Source organism: Dyella mobilis (genome assembly GCF_016904945.1).
In the GTDB taxonomy this organism is placed as follows: domain Bacteria; phylum Pseudomonadota; class Gammaproteobacteria; order Xanthomonadales; family Rhodanobacteraceae; genus Dyella_B; species Dyella_B mobilis.
On the sequence record NZ_JADIKF010000040.1, the window covers coordinates 896,317 to 912,940 of the forward strand.

Sequence of the window (16,624 nt, forward strand, 5' to 3'; positions counted from 1 at the left end):
TGATCGCGCTGCTCTGTTCGGCCAGCCTGCGGGCGCAAAGTGCGTCACCCGATCTGCTGCACGCTGTGCTCAATCAATTGAACCAGCATGCTGCCGTGCGCGCCGCGTTCACCCAGCAGCGAAAGAATCCCGCGCTTACCCAACCGCAGACCAGCAGCGGCCAACTGCTGTTCGTCGCTGCGCACGGCATGTTGTGGCAGGTGCAGCAGCCCTACCAGGAAACCCTCGCGCTCACCGGCAACCGCGTGGCGCGCCTCGATGCACGAGGCAACGCGCAACCGGTGCGCAACGAACGCGGCGTCAGCCAGATTTCGCAGATGCTGCAATCGATGCTGGCCGGCCAGCTCGACGCGGTGATGCGGCAATTCAACGTGAGTGCAGAAGGCACCGCGGCGCAATGGACCTTGCACTTCACGCCCAAGCAGGCGCGGGTGGCACAGGTATTGCGCGACATCCAGCTTGACGGCGGCGCGTATCTGCAAGGCATCCGCATCGACATGCAAGATGGTGCGCAAACCGATATCCGCATGACCGACACCCGGGACGCCGGCCCGCTGGGCGAGCTGGAAAAACGCGCACTCGGCCTGCCATGAGCCGATCGGGTCTGCGGCGGCGCGCAACGTGGTTTTCGGCGGCAACGGTGTTGCTTACCCTGCTTTGCGCGTGGCTGCTGTTCGGCCGCGGCCGCTCGCCGATCCAGACCGACCTGCTGGCGATGCTGCCCGCCACCGAGCGCAATCCGCTGGCGGAGGTCGCCGCGCAGCGGTTGGCCCGCGCCAACGGCGACCGCATCATTCTGCTGGTCGCGAATGCCGACGACGACCGCGCCAAGAACGCCGCCCGCGAGCTGGGCAAAACCTTGGCGAAGAACGACGTGTTCGCGTCGGTAACCGCCGAACTGCCGCCGTTCGATCTGCAACAACTCACCGCGCCCTATCTGGCGCACCGTTTCAATCTGCTCACCGACGCGGACCGACAGGCGCTGGCGCAACCCGGCTACAACCCTGCCCAGGCACTGGCGCAACGCGTCAACGAACCCTTCGTCACGGGTGTGGGCACGCGCCTGCAGGACGATCCTTTCGGCTGGCTGCAGCATTGGCTGGATCAGCAGCCATGGAGCCGTTCGGCACTGCTGCCGGAAGACAACCTGCTGACCTCGCATCGCGACGATGGCAGCTATGTGCTGGTGACCGCCACGCTCAACGGCTCCTCTTACGACGATACGATCCAGCAGCGCGCATTGCTGGCGCTGGATCACGCCCAAGCACAGATCGAGCACGATCAACCCGGCACCCGCCTGTTGCGCACCGGCGCGCTGTTTTACGCCGCCGCCGCGCGTGCCGATGCTGAACGCGACGTGCATCGGGTGGGCCTGATTTCCACGCTCGGCATCGCCCTGCTGCTGCTCGGCGTGTTCCGCTCACCGGGACCGTTGCTGCTGGCATTTCTGTCCACCGCCATCGGCGTGATCGCCGCCACGGTGGTGAGCATTCTTGCGTTCGGGCAGATCTATCTGCTCACGCTGGTGTTTGGTGCCGCGCTGTTGGGCGAGGCGGTGGATTACTCCATCCAGTATCTCAGCGCCCGCGCCAACGCCGGCGATGCGTGGGAACCGCGCAGGGGCTTGCGCCAGGTGCGCCCGGCCCTGTTGCTCGCCCTGGGTACTTCGCTGCTGGGCTATGCCCTGCTGGGCCTGGTGCCGTTTCCGGCGCTGCGCCAGATGGCCTGCTTCGCGATGACCGGCATGGCAGTCGCCTGCCTCAGCGTGTTCGCCTTGCTGCCCGCACTACTGCAACGCCGGGCCAGGCCGCTCTCGAGCTTGCCGGTGCGCGCTGCGCAGGCCTTGCAGCAATTCATCGCAGGCATCTCGTCGGGAAAGCGCGGCATGACGCTGGCCGTGGTTGCGTTGCTTTGCGCGATTCCCGGCTGGCACCAGCTGAGCCACGACGACGACGTGCACTTGCTGATCTCGCCGCCGACCGAACTGGCCCGGCAGGAAGCGAGCATTCGCGACATCACCGGCCTCGGCAACGGCACGCAGTTCTATCTCGTTGAGGGCGACGACGACGAACAGGTCTTGCAGCGCGAGGAAGCCTTGGAGCAGCGGCTGCAGAAAATGGTCGACGCGCATCAGCTGCAAAGCTGGCTCGGGCTGGCGGGCATGGTGCCTTCCCTGCACCGCCAACAAGCCGACCAGGCACTCTTGGCGCCGCTGTTCGCGCAGCCCGATCGCATGCGCCAATGGCTGGTCCAGGCCGGCTTTCGCGAGGCGGATGCCGATGCTTTCATCCACGCGTGGCCGGGCACGCCGCTCGATCTGCACACCTGGCTGAAGAGCCCGCTCGCCACGCCGTTCCGCTATCTGTGGATGAGCGATGCGTCCGGCCACGGGGCCGCATCGCTGGTGTTGCCACAGGGCGACGCATCCGGTCAGGCGTTGCAAGCGGCGGCCGCTGGTCTGCCCGGGGTGACCCTGGTCGACAAGGCGGCGGGCGTATCGAATCTGTTCGGGCGCTATCGCCGGTACGCCAGCGTGTGGCTGCTGGCTGCCGTGCTGTTGATCGTGCCGGTGTTCGGCTGGCGCTACGGCTGGCGCGACGTGCCGCGCGTACTGGCACCGCCGGTGCTGGGCATCGCTTTCACGCTGGCCACCTTGGGCTACGTGCATCAGCCGCTGACCTTGTTTCACTGGATGGCACTGATGCTGGTGCTGGGTGTGGGCGCCAATTACGCGGTGTTCCTGCGCGAAGGCGAACCGCATGCCGCGCACCGTCCCGGCGCGAGCTACGCCAGCGTCCTGCTTTCGGCCATTACCGCCTTGCTGTCGTTCGGCCTGCTGGCATGGAGCTCCATGCCCGCGTTGCGCGACTTCGGCCTCACCTTGCTGCTGGGCATCGGCTTCACCGCTTTGCTGGTGCCGACCAGTTCGGCACGTCGGGTTACTTCCTCATGAGCATTTTTGATTTTTCGTGGAGCGCGGATCGATGAAACGTGTCGTGATTACCGGCATGGGCGGCGTCACGCCGTTGGGGCACGATTGGTCCCAGGTCGCATCGCGCCTGCGCGAGGGACGCAATGCGGTGCGCAAGATGCCGGAGTGGGATTTCTTCGACTCGCTCAACAGCCGGCTGGGCTGCCCTGTCGATGATTTCCAACTGCCGGACTGGCCGCGCAAGCACCTGCGCTCCATGGGCCGTGTCGCGCAATTGGCCGTCGCCGCCAGCGAGCGCGCACTGCGCGATGCCGGGCTGCACGGCGACAACAGCATTGCCGATGGTCGCATGGGCGTGGCTTACGGTTCCTCCGGCGGCAGCGTCGACCCCATCCGCGTGATGGGCCGCATGCTGGAAACCGGCTCCATGCAGGGCGTTACCGCCACCAGCTACGTGCAGATGATGGCGCACACGACGGCAGTGAATGTCGGTGTCTTCTTTGGGCTGAAAGGCCGCATCCTGCCCACTTCCAGCGCATGCACCTCCGGCAGCCAGGCGATCGGCTACGGTTACGAGACGATCCAGCAGGGCAAGCAGAAGCTGATGCTGTGCGGCGGGGCCGAAGAACTTTCCGGCCCGAGCGTGGCGGTGTTCGATACCTTGTTCGCCACCAGCACCCGCAACGACGACGGGGCGCTGACGCCGCGTCCATTCGACCGTAGCCGCGATGGACTGGTGGTCGGCGAAGGCGCCACCACCCTGGTGCTGGAGGAATACGAACACGCACGCGCACGCGGCGCGCGCATCTATGCGGAAATCGTAGGCTTCGGCTGCAATTCCGACGGCAACCACATCACCCAGCCCACCAGCGAAACCATGGCGACGGCGATGCAGCTCGCCTTGCAGGATGCGCAGATCGCGCCCGAGGCCATCGGCTACGTCAGCGCGCACGGCACCGCCACCGACCGCGGCGACATCGCGGAAAGCCACGCCACGGCCAATGTCCTTGGCCCGCGCGTGCCGATCAGTTCGATGAAAAGCTACGTCGGCCACACCCTGGGCGCGTGCGGCGCACTGGAATCCTGGTGGGCGGTGGAGATGATGCGCGCCGGCTGGTTTGCGCCGACGATCAACCTGGACGAACCGGACCCGGCGTGTGCGGAGCTGGACTACATCGTGGGGAACGGACGCACGATCCAGACCGACTACGTGATGAACAACAACTTCGCTTTCGGCGGCATCAATACGTCGCTGATCTTCAAGGCGTGCGTGTGATGTTCACGGGCCGGTGCGAACAGCATCCCTCCCTCCCAGCCTCCCCCTGCACGCAGGGGGAGGAGCAAAGCTTGCAAGCTGGAACGGCATGAACTTCGTCATCGAACAATGGCGCGCCTGGGCTCCAGGCCTGGATAGCGACGAAGCCTGGCAAGCCTGGTCGCGCCATCCCGTTCGCGTACCGGATGACGACGCGCGGCCCGCCTGTGATTTTCTTCCCGCCATGCAACGCCGCCGGCTCAGCCGACTGGCACGCATGACCTTGCACGTCGCGTGGCCGCTGTGCGCGGAAGACGAGCAGCTGCCGTTCGTTTTCGCCTCGCGCCACGGCGAAACGCCGCGCACCTACGCCTTGCTCAGCGAAGTGGCCGATCAGCAGCCGTTGTCGCCGACGCAGTTCGGCCTGTCGGTGCACAACGCCATCGCCGGGCAGTGGTCCATCTTGCGCGGCCAGCGCGGCGAATCGGTGGCCATCGCCGGCGAAGCCGATACCTTCGAGCATGCCATGGTGGAAGCAGCTGCCCTGCTGAGCGAGGGTGCCCCCGCCGTGCTGGTGGTGATCGCCGAGGAATACCCACCCGAACCCTACCGCGAGTGGATCGACGACGTACCGTTTTCGTATGCTCTGGCACTGAGGGTCAGGGGAATCGACGCGGATCACGGCATGCAAACCGGCGAACGTTGGCAACTGCGCCTGGAGCCCGACGACCACCACCACGACGCGGCGAGCGAATGCCCGCACGCATTGCAGTTCGTCCGCGCCATGCACGAAAAACACGGCACGTTGGATCACTCTTGGAAAGCACGTCGATGGATCTGGCAGCGAATCCCGTAAGGCGCTCGAGCGCCGGCAACTACGTCTGGCGGCTGCTGGCCACCGGCGCCAGTTTCCTGCTGTTCGGCCTGGGCGGACTGGTGTTGCGCGTGATCGTGCTGCCGCTGCTCGGCTTGCTTCCGGGCGATGCGAAAACGCGCCGCCGGCGCGCCCGTGCCGCGATCAGCAAGGCGTTCTATCTGCACGTGCAATTCATGTATCGCAGCGGGACGCTGGAATACGTCTTCGAGGGTGCCGAGCAGCTCGGCCGACCCGGCCAGATGATCATCGCCAACCACCCCTCGCTGATCGACGTGGTGTTCCTGATCGCGCACATCCGCGACGCCAACTGCATCGTCAAGCAAAGCCTGTGGCGCAACCCGTGCACGCGCGGCCCAGTGTGCCGCGCCCAATACATCAGCAACAACGGCAGCCCGGAGATGCTGGAGGAAGCCGCCGATGCGCTGCGTGGCGGCGAAACGCTGATCGTCTTTCCCGAAGGCACGCGCACGGCCCCCGACCACGCGCCGGTCTTCCACCGCGGCGCAGCTGCCATTGCACTGCGCGGAGCACGCGTCATCACACCGGTGTTCATCACCGTCAGGCCCACCACGCTGACCAAGGCCGAGCCCTGGTATCGCATTCCCGAGCGGCGCGTGAAAGTGACGTTGCGCGTGGGCAAAGACATCGATCCGGACAGTTTCAATGCGCAAGCGCCGCTGCCGATTGCTTCGCGCAGGCTCAACGAATATCTGCACCAACTTTTTCTCAGGGAGCTTTCATCGTGAATGCCTTGCAGCAGGAAATCGCCCAACTGATCATCGATACCCTCAACCTGGAGGATGTCACCGTCGCCGACATTCCGCCGGACCAGCCGCTGTTCGGCGAGGGCCTGGGGCTGGATTCGGTGGACGCGCTGGAACTGGCGCTGGCGTTGCAGAAACGCTACGACATCCGCATCGCGTCCGATTCGAAAGATGCGCGCCAGCACTTCACCACCGTCGCCACGCTCGCCGCCTTCGTGCAGGCACAGCAGGAAGCATGCAAAAACTGACTTCCATCCTGTTGCCGCTGGTCGGGGTGCTCTACCCCTTCGTGGTGTATTTCGGCATGGATCGCGTACCGCCGCCGATGTTCGCACTGGTGCTCGGCGCGATCTGGCTGATCCGCGCGCCAGCGCTGCTGAAGCAACCCGGCGGCCGGCTGATGCTGGGGGCCGCCTTGACCTACTGCGCCCTGCTCGCCTTCAGCGGCAACGATGCGCTGGAGCGTTGGTATCCCACCCTGATCAGTGCGCTGCTGCTGTGCGCCTTCGGCCTGAGCCTGATTTACGGGCCGCCGCTGGTGGAACGCATTGCACGCGTGCGTGAGCCTGACTTGCCGGATGCCGCGATTCCCTACACGCGCAAGGTCACCTGGGTGTGGGTCGGATTCTTCGTCTTCAACGGCGTGGTATCGGCAGCCTTGACGCTGTGGGCGCGATTGAGCTTGTGGACGCTCTACAACGGGCTGATCGTGTATTTCATCATGGGCACCCTGTTTGCCGGCGAATGGCTGTTGCGGCGGCGCTTGCGAGGCACCGCTTGAGCATCGAACTGCCTGAGGCGGTCGAGCGCTTGCGTGCCCATGCCTGGGTGACCGACGCGCGCGAGGGGAAAGCCGGTGCGGCCGCGCAAGGCATCGTGCTGGCGCTCAACGCAGCGGGGATTGCCGCGCTGCATCGCATGGGCCGGGCGCGATTGATCGAAGCACTGCAACGCGACACCGGGCATGCCGACGACGCCATCGTCTGGCGGCTGCGGGATACCTTGCCGTCTGCCACCGATGCCGCACAGATCGACGCGTGGCTGCACGCACCGTTGCCGCGCGAGCCCTTGCTGCTGGACGAACGGCAGCACGACGGCAACTGGACCCTGGCCCTGCGCGTTCCGCTGGACCTGGTGTATTTCCCCGGCCACTTTCCACAGGCACCGGTACTGCCGGGCGCGGTACAGATCGATTGGGCATTGGCGCTCGCCGCACCGCGGCTGGGTACGCCGCAACGCTGCAACGTGATGGAAGCACTTAAATTCCAGCAGTTGCTGCGCCCCGGCGATCGCGTGGAGCTGAGCCTGCATCACGACACCGCTCGCCACAAATTGCATTTCGCCTATCGCTACGGCGATCGGGCGTATTCTTCGGGTCGACTGGCATGGAGTGCCGCTTGATGAACGTACACGTTGCACGAGAAAGACATTGGTCCACGCAAAAAGAACGCGGCAGCCTGTTCCTGATGCGGCTGACGGCGCTGAGCGTAAGGCTGTTCGGCCGCCGCCTGCTGGCGCCGGTGCTGTATCTGATCGTGCTCTATTTCTTTGTCTCGGCACGCAGCGCGCGGCGCAATATCCGCCAATACCAGACCTATCTGGCTGACTGGAGCGACAAGCCCGAACTGAAACCCACGCTGGGCAAGGTGTTCGGCCAGTTCATCGCCTTCGCCGACAACCTGCTCGATCGCCTGGACGTGTGGCGCGGTCGCCTGCGTTTCGAGCAGGTGCAACTGGTCGACCCTTCCGGCATCCGCCCGCGGCTGTTGCGCAGCCAACACGGCGGACGCGGCGAAATCCTGGTGGTAACCCACCTGGGCAACCCGGACGTATGCCGCGCGATGGCGGAACTTGGCGAGCAGGTTCCGCTCAACGTGCTGGTACACAACCGCCACGTTGCCCAGTTCAATCGCCTGCTGGGCGAAGCCGGCGACCGCAGCATGCGTTTGATCCAGGTGAGCGAGCTGGATACGGCCATGATGATGGACCTGTCCCAACGGGTGGAGCGCGGCGAATGGCTGGCGATTGCCGGCGACCGCGTGCCGCTGCACGACGGCCGACGCGTCACCGTGAATTTTCTCGGATACGTGGCGGCGTTTCCGCAAGGCCCGTGGCTGCTTGCAGGGCTTTTGCGCTGCCCGGTGAACCTGTTGTGTTGCCTGAAGGTAGATGGCCGCTATCGCATCCATCTGGATCCGTTCCTGGACGTGGCGCAATGGGAACGCAGCCGGCGCGATGCCGTCATCCAGCAATGGGTGCAGCGCTATGCCGACCATCTGGCTGGACAGTGCCTGATGGCACCGCAGCAGTGGTTCAATTTCTACGCTTATTGGCAACCGCGCGAGAAGGAGGCCAACGATGCGACGTAACGGCGTACTGCATGCAACCGTCGAGGTGGTGGTACCGTTCTTCGACGTCGATTCGATGGACGTGGTGTGGCACGGCCACTACGTGAAGTATCTGGAAGTGGCGCGCTGCGCGCTGCTCGACGACATCGGCCACAACTACGTACAAATGAAGGCCTCCGGCTATACGTGGCCGGTGATAGATCTACAACTGCGCTACGTGCAAGCCTCGCGTTTCGGCCAGCGCCTGAGCGTGCGCGCCGACCTGATCGAATGGCAAAACCGATTGCTGCTGCACTACCTGATCCAGGACGCCGAAACCGGCCAGCGCATCACGCGCGCCAGCAGCGTCCAGGTAGCGGTGAAGATCGACGACGGCGAGATGCAACTGGTGTCACCCGATGTCTTCGTGCAGGCCGTCGAACGCCGGCTGCACGACCTTTCCCAAACATCTTCCACTCCGATCGCGACATGAATTACGCCAGCCCTACGTATGTCGAGGAAACCCGCATCGGTTTCCATTTCCTGAGCAGCCGTACCTGGCAGCATCACGTATTGCGCGTGGCGATCAACGACCTCAAGCGGCTGACCGGGGAACCGCGGCCGCAAGGCGGCAGCCTGCTGGATGTCGGGTGCGGCCAGGGCAAGTCGTTGCGCCTGTTGCGCGACGCGTTCCAGCCCACGCGCGTACTGGGGCTGGATGCCGACCCAGCTAGCCTCGAGCTTTCCGCAGCGGAAGCCGCGCGCGAGAACATTCCGCTGGAGGTGCTGGCCGCCGATTGCGCCAGCATTCCCCTGCCCGATGGCAGCATCGACATCGTGTTCTGCCACCAGACTTTTCATCACCTGGTGGAACAGGAGCGCGCGCTGGCCGAATTCTGGCGCGTGCTCAAGCCCGGCGGCTTGTTGCTGTTCGCCGAATCCACCAAGGCCTATATCGATACCTGGGTGATTCGCTGGTTCTTCCGCCATCCGATGGACGTCCAGAAGAGCGCCGAGGAATACCTGGACATGCTGCGCAAGCAGGGCTTCGTGTTCGGCGCACAGAATGTTTCGTTCCCCTACCTGTGGTGGAGCCGCTCCAAGGACTTCGGATTGCTGGAGCGCTGGGGCCTGCGCGCGCCGCCGCCGCCCGGACGGCGCGAGGAAACCCTGGTCAATGCGGCGGTACGCAAACCGGCATGAACATCTACCTCAATGCCCTGGGCGTCACCTGCAGCCTCGGCGCCGGCAAGGCGGCCGTGGCCGAAGCGCTGTTCGCCGGCGACGATAGTGGCATTCGCCCCGAGCAGGACTGGATCCCCGGCCACGCGCCGCCGCTTGGCGGCGTACGAGGCGAACTGCCCGCCATACCGGAAGCCTTGCGCGGTCATCGCGACAATCGCAACAACCGTCTGCTGCTTGCCGCCGCGCAGGAAATCGAAAGCGACATTCACGCCGCCATCGGCCGCTACGGGCACGCGCGCATCGGCGTGGTGCTCGGCACCAGCACCACGGGTATCGAAGAAGCGACACGTGGCATCGGTGCGTATCGACGCGATGGCGCATGGCCGGCGGATTACCGCTACGCCCATCAGGAGCTCGGCGCTCCGGCTGCCTTTCTCGCCGAATGGCTGGCCCTCAGCGGCCCCTGCTACGGCATTTCCACCGCGTGCACGTCCGGCGCGCGCGCCTTGCTCAGTGCACAGCGGCTGTTGCGCCTGGGCTTGTGCGACGCGGTGCTGTGCGGCGGCGTGGACACGCTGTGCCGCCTGGCCATTAACGGCTTCCATGCACTGGAAGCGGTGGACATGCAGCGCTGCGACCCCTTTTCCAGGCATCGCCGCGGCATCAATATCGGCGAAGCCGCCGCACTGTTCCTGATGAGCAAGGAACCCGGCCCGGTGCAATGGCTGGGAGGCGGCGCCAGCTCGGATGCGTATCACCTTTCGTCGCCCGACCCCGACGGCATCGGTGCGCAAGCAGCGATGCGCAGCGCATTGCGCAACGCAGGGCTGGAGTCTGCGCAGATCGACTACGTCAACCTGCACGGCACCGCCACCGAACACAACGACCGCATGGAAAGCCAGGCACTCGCGGCCGTCTTCGAACATCCCGTGCCCTGCTCTTCGACAAAGTCGCTGACCGGCCATACCTTGGCCGCCGCGGGCGCACTGGAAGCGGCGTTCTGCTGGCTCAGCCTGACCGATGCGCGCGCCGAACGGCGCCTGCCGCCACATCGCTGGGATGGCGAGGCGGATCCGTCCCTGCCCGCTTTGAACCTGGTGCAGAACGGCGGCCATCTGCCCACGGGCGGACCGCGCCGCTTGATGAGCAACTCGTTTGCCTTCGGCGGCAACAATGCTTCGCTGATTCTCGGAGATCCGGCGTGAAGCCGTGGCCGATCGCCGATGTGCTGCCTCATGCGGGCGAGATGATCCTGCTCGACGGTATCGAGGAAGTGGAGGCCGAGCGCATCGTTTGCACCCGCACGCTGGGCACGAACGGCCTGTTCCAGAACGCCGACGGCAGCCTGCCGGCATGGGTCGGCGTGGAACTGATGGCGCAAAGCATCGCTGCGTGGTCCGGCTGCCGTGCACGCGCCGACCGACAGCCGGTGCAACTGGGCTTTCTGCTCGGCACGCGACATTACACCTGCAACGCCGATGTCTTTGCGCCGGGAAGTTGCTTGCGCATCGAAGCAGTACGCTCGTTTCACGACGAACACGGCATGGGTGTCTTCAGTTGCCGCATCGACGCGCCCGGCGTGCATGCCGAAGCGCGCTTGAACGTTTACCGTCCGCCCGACGCGGACGCTTTTTTCAACCAGATCGCCGGAGAGATACAACGTGACTGACACCGTTCTGGTTACCGGTTCCAGCCGCGGCATCGGGCGCGCCATCGCGCTGCGCCTGGCACACGCCGGCTACGACCTGGTGCTGCATTGTCGCAGCCGCCGCGACGAAGCCGAGCAGGTGCATGCGTCGATCGAACAGATTGGGCGCCAGGCGCGCATCCTGCAGTTCGACATCGCCGATCGCGCTGCCTGCACGGCTGCACTCGAAGCGGACGTGCAGCAGCATGGCGCCTACTATGGCGTGGTGTGCAACGCGGGGCTGACCCGCGATGGCGCCTTCCCTGCCTTGACCGATGAAGATTGGGACCAGGTGCTGCGCACCAACCTGGACGGTTTCTACAACGTGCTGCATCCGCTCATCATGCCGATGATCCGGCGCCGCGCTGCCGGGCGCATCGTCTGCATCACGTCGGTATCGGGCTTGATCGGCAATCGCGGCCAGGTCAACTACAGCGCATCGAAAGCCGGTGTGATCGGCGCCGCCAAGGCCTTGGCGGTGGAATTGGCCAAGCGCAAGATCACGGTCAATTGCGTGGCGCCGGGGTTGATCGATACCGACATGATCGGCGAGGACGTGCCGCTGGAAGAAATCATGAAGGCGATTCCCATGCAGCGCGCCGGCACGGCCGATGAAGTCGCCGCTGCGGTGCAGTTTCTGCTCAGCCCAGAAGCCGGCTACATCACCCGGCAGGTGCTGTCCGTCAACGGCGGCTTGTGTTGAAGCCGCGCCATACGCCCGATTTGCCAGCAACCACCTCTGGAGATTTCAAAGCATGAAAGCAAAGACCATGGCATGCATCGCCCTGTTGCTCGCCGCCCCGGGCCTCGCCAGCGCCGCCGACAAGGTGCTGCACTTTCCCATCCAGAACGCCATCGACGCCGCCACCAAGGACGGCAAACTCGACGGCACGGTGAAGTTCTACCTGGCCGGCAATACGCCGAGCGGACAGGTTACGGTGGTCAACGACGACGTCGAGGTCAATCGCAAGACCAATGCGTTCGGCAAAAAGGACCAGGCCACCTGCGACTGGGCGATGCAATCGGCGCTGATCAGCCTGCAGGACCTGGCCAAGAAGGCCGGCGCCAACGCCGTGGTCAACATCGTCAGCGACTATGGCAACGAATACCGCGACAACCAGAATTATGAATGCCACGTGGGCTTTTTGATGTCCGGCGTGATCATGAAGGGCAAGCTGGCGAAGGTGCAGTAGCACTACTCTGATGCGCCGCACCAGAGCCCGAACGTTCCCTGCGCTACAATTCCCCGGCTAAATCCCCTCCCCAGGAGTCTTGCGATGCGTCCGTTCCCGCTCGGTGAAGAGATCGACCTGCTGCGCGAAAGCGTTGCCGCTTTTGCGGAAAAGGAAATCGCGCCACGCGCCGATCACATCGACCGCGAGAACCTGTTCCCGCACGATCTGTGGCGCAAGCTGGGCGACATGGGCCTGCTCGGTGTCACCGTGCCGGAAGAATACGGCGGCAGCGGCATGGGTTTCCTCGCACACATGGTGGCGATGGAGGAGATTTCGCGCGCATCCGGGTCGGTGGGCTTGTCCTACGGCGCGCACTCCAACCTGTGCGTGCAGAACATCTATCACAACGGCAATGAAGCGCAGCGCCGCAAGTACATTCCCAAACTGTGCTCCGGCGAATACGTCGGCGCGCTGGCGATGAGCGAGCCGGGCGCAGGTTCGGACGTGGTCGGCTCAATGAGCTGCAAAGCCACGCAACGCGGCGACGTATGGGTGGCCAACGGCTCGAAGATGTGGATCACCAACGGCCCCGACGCGGACGTGCTGCTGGTGTACATGCGCACGGCACCGCGCGTGGCGGGCAGCCGCTGCATGACCGCGTTCATCGTGGAAAAGGGCATGAAGGGTTTCAGCACGGCGCAGAAACTGGACAAGCTCGGCATGCGCGGCTCCAACACCTGCGAGCTGGTGTTCGAGGATTGCGAGATTCCCGCGGAAAACATCGTGGGCGAAGTGAACGAAGGCGTGCGCGTGCTGATGAGCGGCTTGGACACCGAGCGCCTAGTGCTGTCCGGCGGCCCGATCGGCCTGATGCAGGCGGCGCTGGACCTCGCCCTGCCCTATGTGCGCGAGCGCAAGCAGTTCAACGCTCCCATCGGCACCTTCGGCGTCATGCAGGCAAAGATCGCCGACATGTACACCAAACTGCAGAGCTCGCGCGGCTACGCCTACATGGTGGCCAGGGAGTTCGATGCCGGCGTGAAATCGCGTATCGATCCGGCAGCCTGCCTGCTCAACGCATCAGAGAATGCCGTAAAGGTTGCACTGGAGGCGATCCAGACGCTCGGCGGCAATGGCTACATCAACGAGTTCCCCGCCGGCCGCCTGCTGCGCGATGCGAAGCTTTATGAGATCGGCGCGGGCACCAATGAAATCCGCCGCATGCTGATCGGGCGCGAGCTGTTTCACGGCAAGGCGTGAGGCAAGCAACCTCCCACGCAATAAAAAAGGCCCGCCAAAGCGGGCCTTTTTTCACGCAAACGACTCAGAAATTCAGGCTGTAATTGAGCGTCCCCATGGTGGCGTTCTCGCGCTGCGCGCTGTATTGATCCAAGCCAAATGAAATGTGGGAGCGCTGCGAGAAGCGCCAATCCAGCGACACGCCGGCGACGCTGCCGTAACGCGACAGGCCGATGCCTTCGACCGGGGTGAACTGCTGCAAGGCCGCGAAGCTGGCGTTGGGCAGCACACCGTGCATGGCGAACGAATCCTGCCACAGCATGCGTGCGCGCAAGCTCAGGCTGGTGCCGTTGGCCATGATCCATTGGCGCGATGCACGCAACCCGAAACCACCCTGCCAGCGCTGGATCGATTGCGCGTTCGCATCCAGGCCGAACCCGTTGCCGCCCGCTTCGTTGAAACCGTCGCGTTCGACATTGGCGTACTCGAGGTCGGCATACGGGGTGAATTTCCAGTTGCCTGCATTGAAGCGATAGCCGCTTTCGCTGTAGACCACGTCGTAACGACCGTTGCTGAAGCTCGATACGCCTGCAGTCTGGGTGCCCAACAGCAATTCGCGCCGCGTATCCTGCCAATCGCTGCCGACGCCGACGCGGCCCATGGCGTACCAGTTGCCATGCACCAGGCCGCCATAGACCATGCCTTCCATCGCACGGCTGAAGCCCTGGTCGGCGCTCTGCTCGACGTTGCCAAGGCCTTGGCTTTGGCTCAACGCATAACCAACGATGCCGCCGTTGCTGAACCCGTAATCGCCGCCGATCACGCTGCCGTTGAGCTGGAAGCCCATGCTGTCGTAGCCGCTGCGCGACATGCTGCCCTGGTAACCCAGGTTTTGCGACCAGCTCTGGAATTTGTTGAGGCTGAGCTGCTGCGGGTGATCGAGCAACCCGTCGAACCGATCGGACAGTGCACGTGTGTCGGCGTCGATGGCTTCGAAGGTCATCGCCGCGCTGGCCGCGTACATCTGCCCCGAAAGGCTGTTCAAGGACTGCTGCAACGCCGCCGTGGTCTGCGACTGCTGGATGCTGGCTGCGCTACCGACGAAGCTGCTCGGCAGCGGTTGCGCGCTCGAACCGCTCTGGATCGTGCCATTGATGGCGTTGAACGCATTCTGCACGCGCTCGGCAGCCCCGTACGTGGCAGCCGAATAAGGCAGTCCGGTGATCTGGGTGAGATTGACCTGCTGCACATTGAGGTAAGCGTCCTGGTTGGCGTCATAGCCAAGCGTCGCCTGCAGGGTGACGGTGGAAGGCGTGCTTACCCCGGCGAAGGTTCCGGAGAAACCTTGCGTACCCGACAGCACGACGGTGTGCGCGTTGACGACGTAACCCGAATCGGCACCGTACACGTAGAGCTGCGGGCTGTTTTCCAGGGTAACTGTGCCGGTCACCTGCAAGGCCGATCCCAACGGCACAGCCAGGCGCCCGCCCATCTGCAAATAGTTGCCCGTCATGGTGAGGTTGGTACTGCCCACCACGACCGTGCCTTGATCGTTCGACAAATTGCCATTAATCAATGGAGCGGTCGCGGTCGTCGAATTACCGGTAATCGCCAGCGTCCCCCCGGTCCCAACGAAGTTGCTTTGTGCCGAGATGGTGCCCGCCGCCAACGTACCGCCGTCGACTTCGGTGTTGAATCCGGAGAACGAGCCGGTGGTCAAGGTGCCGGCCTTCACCGTGGCGGAGAAGCCGGTAATCGAGCCGACGTTGAGCGCACCGTTGTTGACGACGATGCTGTTGCTGTACGACAGCGACACCGCATTCAAGGTGCCTCCGTTGACGACGGTCTGTCCGTTGTAAGTTGCCGGCTGGGTGAGGTTGAGCGTGCCGGGACCGTCCATGATCACGCCGTACGTGCCGGACAGCGGGTTGTTCCAGTTCGAGTTGCCCGAGAATCCAACCTCCACGTCGGCCCAGTTGAGCAGCTCAGGACCGTTCACCGCAGCTCCCACGTTCAAGGCGCCATAGCCAAACGTGGGATTGGGCTGCGCGCCGATTGGCGTGGCGGTGCCCAGCAGCGTCTGCTGCACCTGATAGTTGGAGAAATACGGATAGGCCTGCCACACCAGTGCGGCCGCACCCGATATCTGCGGTGCGGCGAACGACGTGCCTTCCACCAGGTAATAGGTGGGGTTGGCGGTGGTGGAGAGCGTGTCCTTGTCCAGCACCACGACATCGCCCGGCGCGGCCAGGCAGTAGTTCATCGCGACGCCGCACTTGTTCGAGTAGCTTTCCAGTTGGGTCGGCGTGTTGCTGTTGAGCGCAACGGCGACCAGCCATCCCTTCTGCAGCGCGGGGTCGTTCGCAACGGTCGGCAGCGAAGCGATGGTGCTGGGATTGGCCTGCGAATCGTTGCCCGCCGCAAACACCACCAGGCCGTTGTGCTGTTCGATAAACGGCGCATAAGCCTGATCGAAAGCCTGGGTCGTGGCGGTATCGGTGCTGCTCCAGGTGATGCCGCCCCAGGAGTTGTTCATGACCTGCACGCCGGCACCGATCAATTGCTGGTTCACCTGTCCCAGCGGAGTGGCATCGGAGGGAGTCACCTGCGAAGGCGCGGTAGAACCGTTGTCGTCCGGAGCGCTGTCGTCGATGATGCGCGCGGACACCAGGTCGGCCCCCGGGGCGATGCCGCCGGCGAAGTTCTGGTAGGACACACCCGCCGCGATCTGCGACACCCAGGTGCCGTGTCCCACGACATCGGGAATGCTGGTGTTGTTGGTGGTTGGATCGACGTCGATGAATTCCTGCGTGACGCGTCCGGCGATCGCCGGATTGTTCGGCATGATGCCGCTGTCGACGACGCCGATAGTTACGCCTGCGCCAGTAAAGCCCGCCTGATGCGCCGCCGCCGCGTTGGTCTCGCTGATCTGCGCCGTTTCCTGCTGCGGCGTCACCGTGACGCCGCTAGGCGAGGGAGAAGGGGACGAAGGCGAGGGAGAAGGAGAAGATATGGCGGGGGAACCGCCCATGACGTTGCTGTTGCCGCCGCCGCCCCCGCAACCGGTCAATCCCAAGGCAAGACTAATCAATACGGCGATGTCGCGCCGACGCGAAAACTGCAATCCAGTTGCCATGTTACTTACCCCTAATTGTCGATGTTGGTCCCCACAACACGTAGAGC

17 protein-coding genes are annotated in these 16,624 nt (G+C 64.4%); 16 read left to right on the top strand and 1 reads right to left on the bottom strand.

Going from position 1 to position 16,624, the window contains the following annotated elements:
• Nucleotides 1–65 precede the first annotated feature (65 nt).
• The 16 genes from ISS99_RS20380 to ISS99_RS20455 all read left to right on the top strand — a co-directional run bounded on the left by ISS99_RS20380 (nt 66) and on the right by ISS99_RS20455 (nt 13,462).
• Nucleotides 66–593: a LolA family protein gene (locus tag ISS99_RS20380; RefSeq protein WP_284343668.1), complete on the top strand. Its 528-nt coding sequence runs from the start codon at nt 66–68 to the stop codon at nt 591–593.
• A complete protein-coding gene (locus ISS99_RS20385; protein WP_204633439.1) occupies nt 590–2,953 on the top strand; it encodes an MMPL family transporter in 2,364 nt (787 codons plus the stop codon). Before ISS99_RS20380 ends, ISS99_RS20385 begins: the two co-directional genes overlap by 4 nt.
• Nucleotides 2,954–2,984: 31 nt before the next feature.
• On the top strand, nt 2,985–4,208 hold the full coding sequence (locus ISS99_RS20390; protein ID WP_204633440.1) for a beta-ketoacyl-ACP synthase: 1,224 nt from the start codon (nt 2,985–2,987) through the stop codon (nt 4,206–4,208).
• An 88-nt stretch (nt 4,209–4,296) separates the two neighbouring features.
• Entirely contained in the window at nt 4,297–5,043 is a 747-nt protein-coding gene (locus tag ISS99_RS20395) for a beta-ketoacyl synthase chain length factor (RefSeq protein ID WP_204633441.1), read from the top strand.
• Entirely contained in the window at nt 5,019–5,810 is a 792-nt protein-coding gene (locus ISS99_RS20400; protein WP_204633442.1) for a lysophospholipid acyltransferase family protein, read from the top strand. The genes ISS99_RS20395 and ISS99_RS20400 overlap by 25 nt, the downstream gene beginning before the upstream one ends.
• Nucleotides 5,807–6,076, top strand: a complete 270-nt coding sequence (locus ISS99_RS20405) for a phosphopantetheine-binding protein (protein WP_204633443.1) — start codon at nt 5,807–5,809, stop codon at nt 6,074–6,076. Before ISS99_RS20400 ends, ISS99_RS20405 begins: the two co-directional genes overlap by 4 nt.
• The gene (locus ISS99_RS20410) at nt 6,064–6,609 is read left to right on the top strand and encodes a COG4648 family protein (RefSeq protein WP_204633444.1); all 546 of its coding nucleotides are present in this window, start codon (nt 6,064–6,066) and stop codon (nt 6,607–6,609) included. The genes ISS99_RS20405 and ISS99_RS20410 overlap by 13 nt, the downstream gene beginning before the upstream one ends.
• On the top strand, nt 6,606–7,229 hold the full coding sequence (locus tag ISS99_RS20415) for an ApeI family dehydratase (protein WP_239538227.1): 624 nt from the start codon (nt 6,606–6,608) through the stop codon (nt 7,227–7,229). The genes ISS99_RS20410 and ISS99_RS20415 overlap by 4 nt, the downstream gene beginning before the upstream one ends.
• Nucleotides 7,229–8,197, top strand: coding sequence for a lysophospholipid acyltransferase family protein (locus ISS99_RS20420; protein ID WP_204633445.1), 969 nt, complete (start codon nt 7,229–7,231; stop codon nt 8,195–8,197). Before ISS99_RS20415 ends, ISS99_RS20420 begins: the two co-directional genes overlap by 1 nt.
• On the top strand, nt 8,187–8,648 hold the full coding sequence (locus ISS99_RS20425) for an acyl-CoA thioesterase (protein WP_204633446.1): 462 nt from the start codon (nt 8,187–8,189) through the stop codon (nt 8,646–8,648). Before ISS99_RS20420 ends, ISS99_RS20425 begins: the two co-directional genes overlap by 11 nt.
• A complete protein-coding gene (locus ISS99_RS20430) occupies nt 8,645–9,358 on the top strand; it encodes a class I SAM-dependent methyltransferase (protein WP_204633447.1) in 714 nt (237 codons plus the stop codon). The genes ISS99_RS20425 and ISS99_RS20430 overlap by 4 nt, the downstream gene beginning before the upstream one ends.
• On the top strand, nt 9,355–10,545 hold the full coding sequence (locus tag ISS99_RS20435; RefSeq protein WP_204633448.1) for a beta-ketoacyl-[acyl-carrier-protein] synthase family protein: 1,191 nt from the start codon (nt 9,355–9,357) through the stop codon (nt 10,543–10,545). Before ISS99_RS20430 ends, ISS99_RS20435 begins: the two co-directional genes overlap by 4 nt.
• Nucleotides 10,542–11,009: a hotdog family protein gene (locus ISS99_RS20440; protein ID WP_204633449.1), complete on the top strand. Its 468-nt coding sequence runs from the start codon at nt 10,542–10,544 to the stop codon at nt 11,007–11,009. Before ISS99_RS20435 ends, ISS99_RS20440 begins: the two co-directional genes overlap by 4 nt.
• Complete coding sequence (fabG, locus tag ISS99_RS20445) at nt 11,002–11,730, top strand: 3-oxoacyl-ACP reductase FabG (RefSeq protein ID WP_204633450.1); 729 nt, start codon at nt 11,002–11,004, stop codon at nt 11,728–11,730. The genes ISS99_RS20440 and fabG overlap by 8 nt, the downstream gene beginning before the upstream one ends.
• Before the next feature lie 52 nt (nt 11,731–11,782).
• On the top strand, nt 11,783–12,220 hold the full coding sequence (locus ISS99_RS20450; RefSeq protein WP_204633451.1) for an excinuclease: 438 nt from the start codon (nt 11,783–11,785) through the stop codon (nt 12,218–12,220).
• An 84-nt stretch (nt 12,221–12,304) separates the two neighbouring features.
• Nucleotides 12,305–13,462 (top strand): isovaleryl-CoA dehydrogenase, encoded by a 1,158-nt coding sequence (locus tag ISS99_RS20455; RefSeq protein WP_204633452.1) that lies wholly within the window; start codon nt 12,305–12,307, stop codon nt 13,460–13,462.
• A gap of 64 nt (nt 13,463–13,526) precedes the next feature.
• Here the strand turns inward: ISS99_RS20455 and ISS99_RS20460 are convergent, their stop codons facing one another.
• Complete coding sequence (locus ISS99_RS20460) at nt 13,527–16,577, bottom strand: S8 family serine peptidase (RefSeq protein WP_204633453.1); 3,051 nt, start codon at nt 16,575–16,577, stop codon at nt 13,527–13,529.
• Nucleotides 16,578–16,624 lie beyond the last annotated feature (47 nt).

Bases quoted from the DNA above. Each gene is read 5' to 3' on its own strand.
- ISS99_RS20385 (WP_204633439.1), top strand. From the start codon at position 590: ATGAGCCGATCGGGTCTGCGGCGGCGCGCAACGTGGTTTTCGGCGGCA.
- ISS99_RS20390 (WP_204633440.1), top strand. From the start codon at position 2,985: ATGAAACGTGTCGTGATTACCGGCATGGGCGGCGTCACGCCGTTGGGG.
- ISS99_RS20395 (WP_204633441.1), top strand. From the start codon at position 4,297: ATGAACTTCGTCATCGAACAATGGCGCGCCTGGGCTCCAGGCCTGGAT.
- ISS99_RS20400 (WP_204633442.1), top strand. From the start codon at position 5,019: ATGGATCTGGCAGCGAATCCCGTAAGGCGCTCGAGCGCCGGCAACTAC.
- ISS99_RS20410 (WP_204633444.1), top strand. From the start codon at position 6,064: ATGCAAAAACTGACTTCCATCCTGTTGCCGCTGGTCGGGGTGCTCTAC.
- ISS99_RS20420 (WP_204633445.1), top strand. From the start codon at position 7,229: ATGAACGTACACGTTGCACGAGAAAGACATTGGTCCACGCAAAAAGAA.
- ISS99_RS20425 (WP_204633446.1), top strand. From the start codon at position 8,187: ATGCGACGTAACGGCGTACTGCATGCAACCGTCGAGGTGGTGGTACCG.
- ISS99_RS20430 (WP_204633447.1), top strand. From the start codon at position 8,645: ATGAATTACGCCAGCCCTACGTATGTCGAGGAAACCCGCATCGGTTTC.
- ISS99_RS20435 (WP_204633448.1), top strand. From the start codon at position 9,355: ATGAACATCTACCTCAATGCCCTGGGCGTCACCTGCAGCCTCGGCGCC.
- ISS99_RS20450 (WP_204633451.1), top strand. From the start codon at position 11,783: ATGAAAGCAAAGACCATGGCATGCATCGCCCTGTTGCTCGCCGCCCCG.
- ISS99_RS20455 (WP_204633452.1), top strand. From the start codon at position 12,305: ATGCGTCCGTTCCCGCTCGGTGAAGAGATCGACCTGCTGCGCGAAAGC.
- ISS99_RS20460 (WP_204633453.1), bottom strand. From the start codon at position 16,577: ATGGCAACTGGATTGCAGTTTTCGCGTCGGCGCGACATCGCCGTATTG.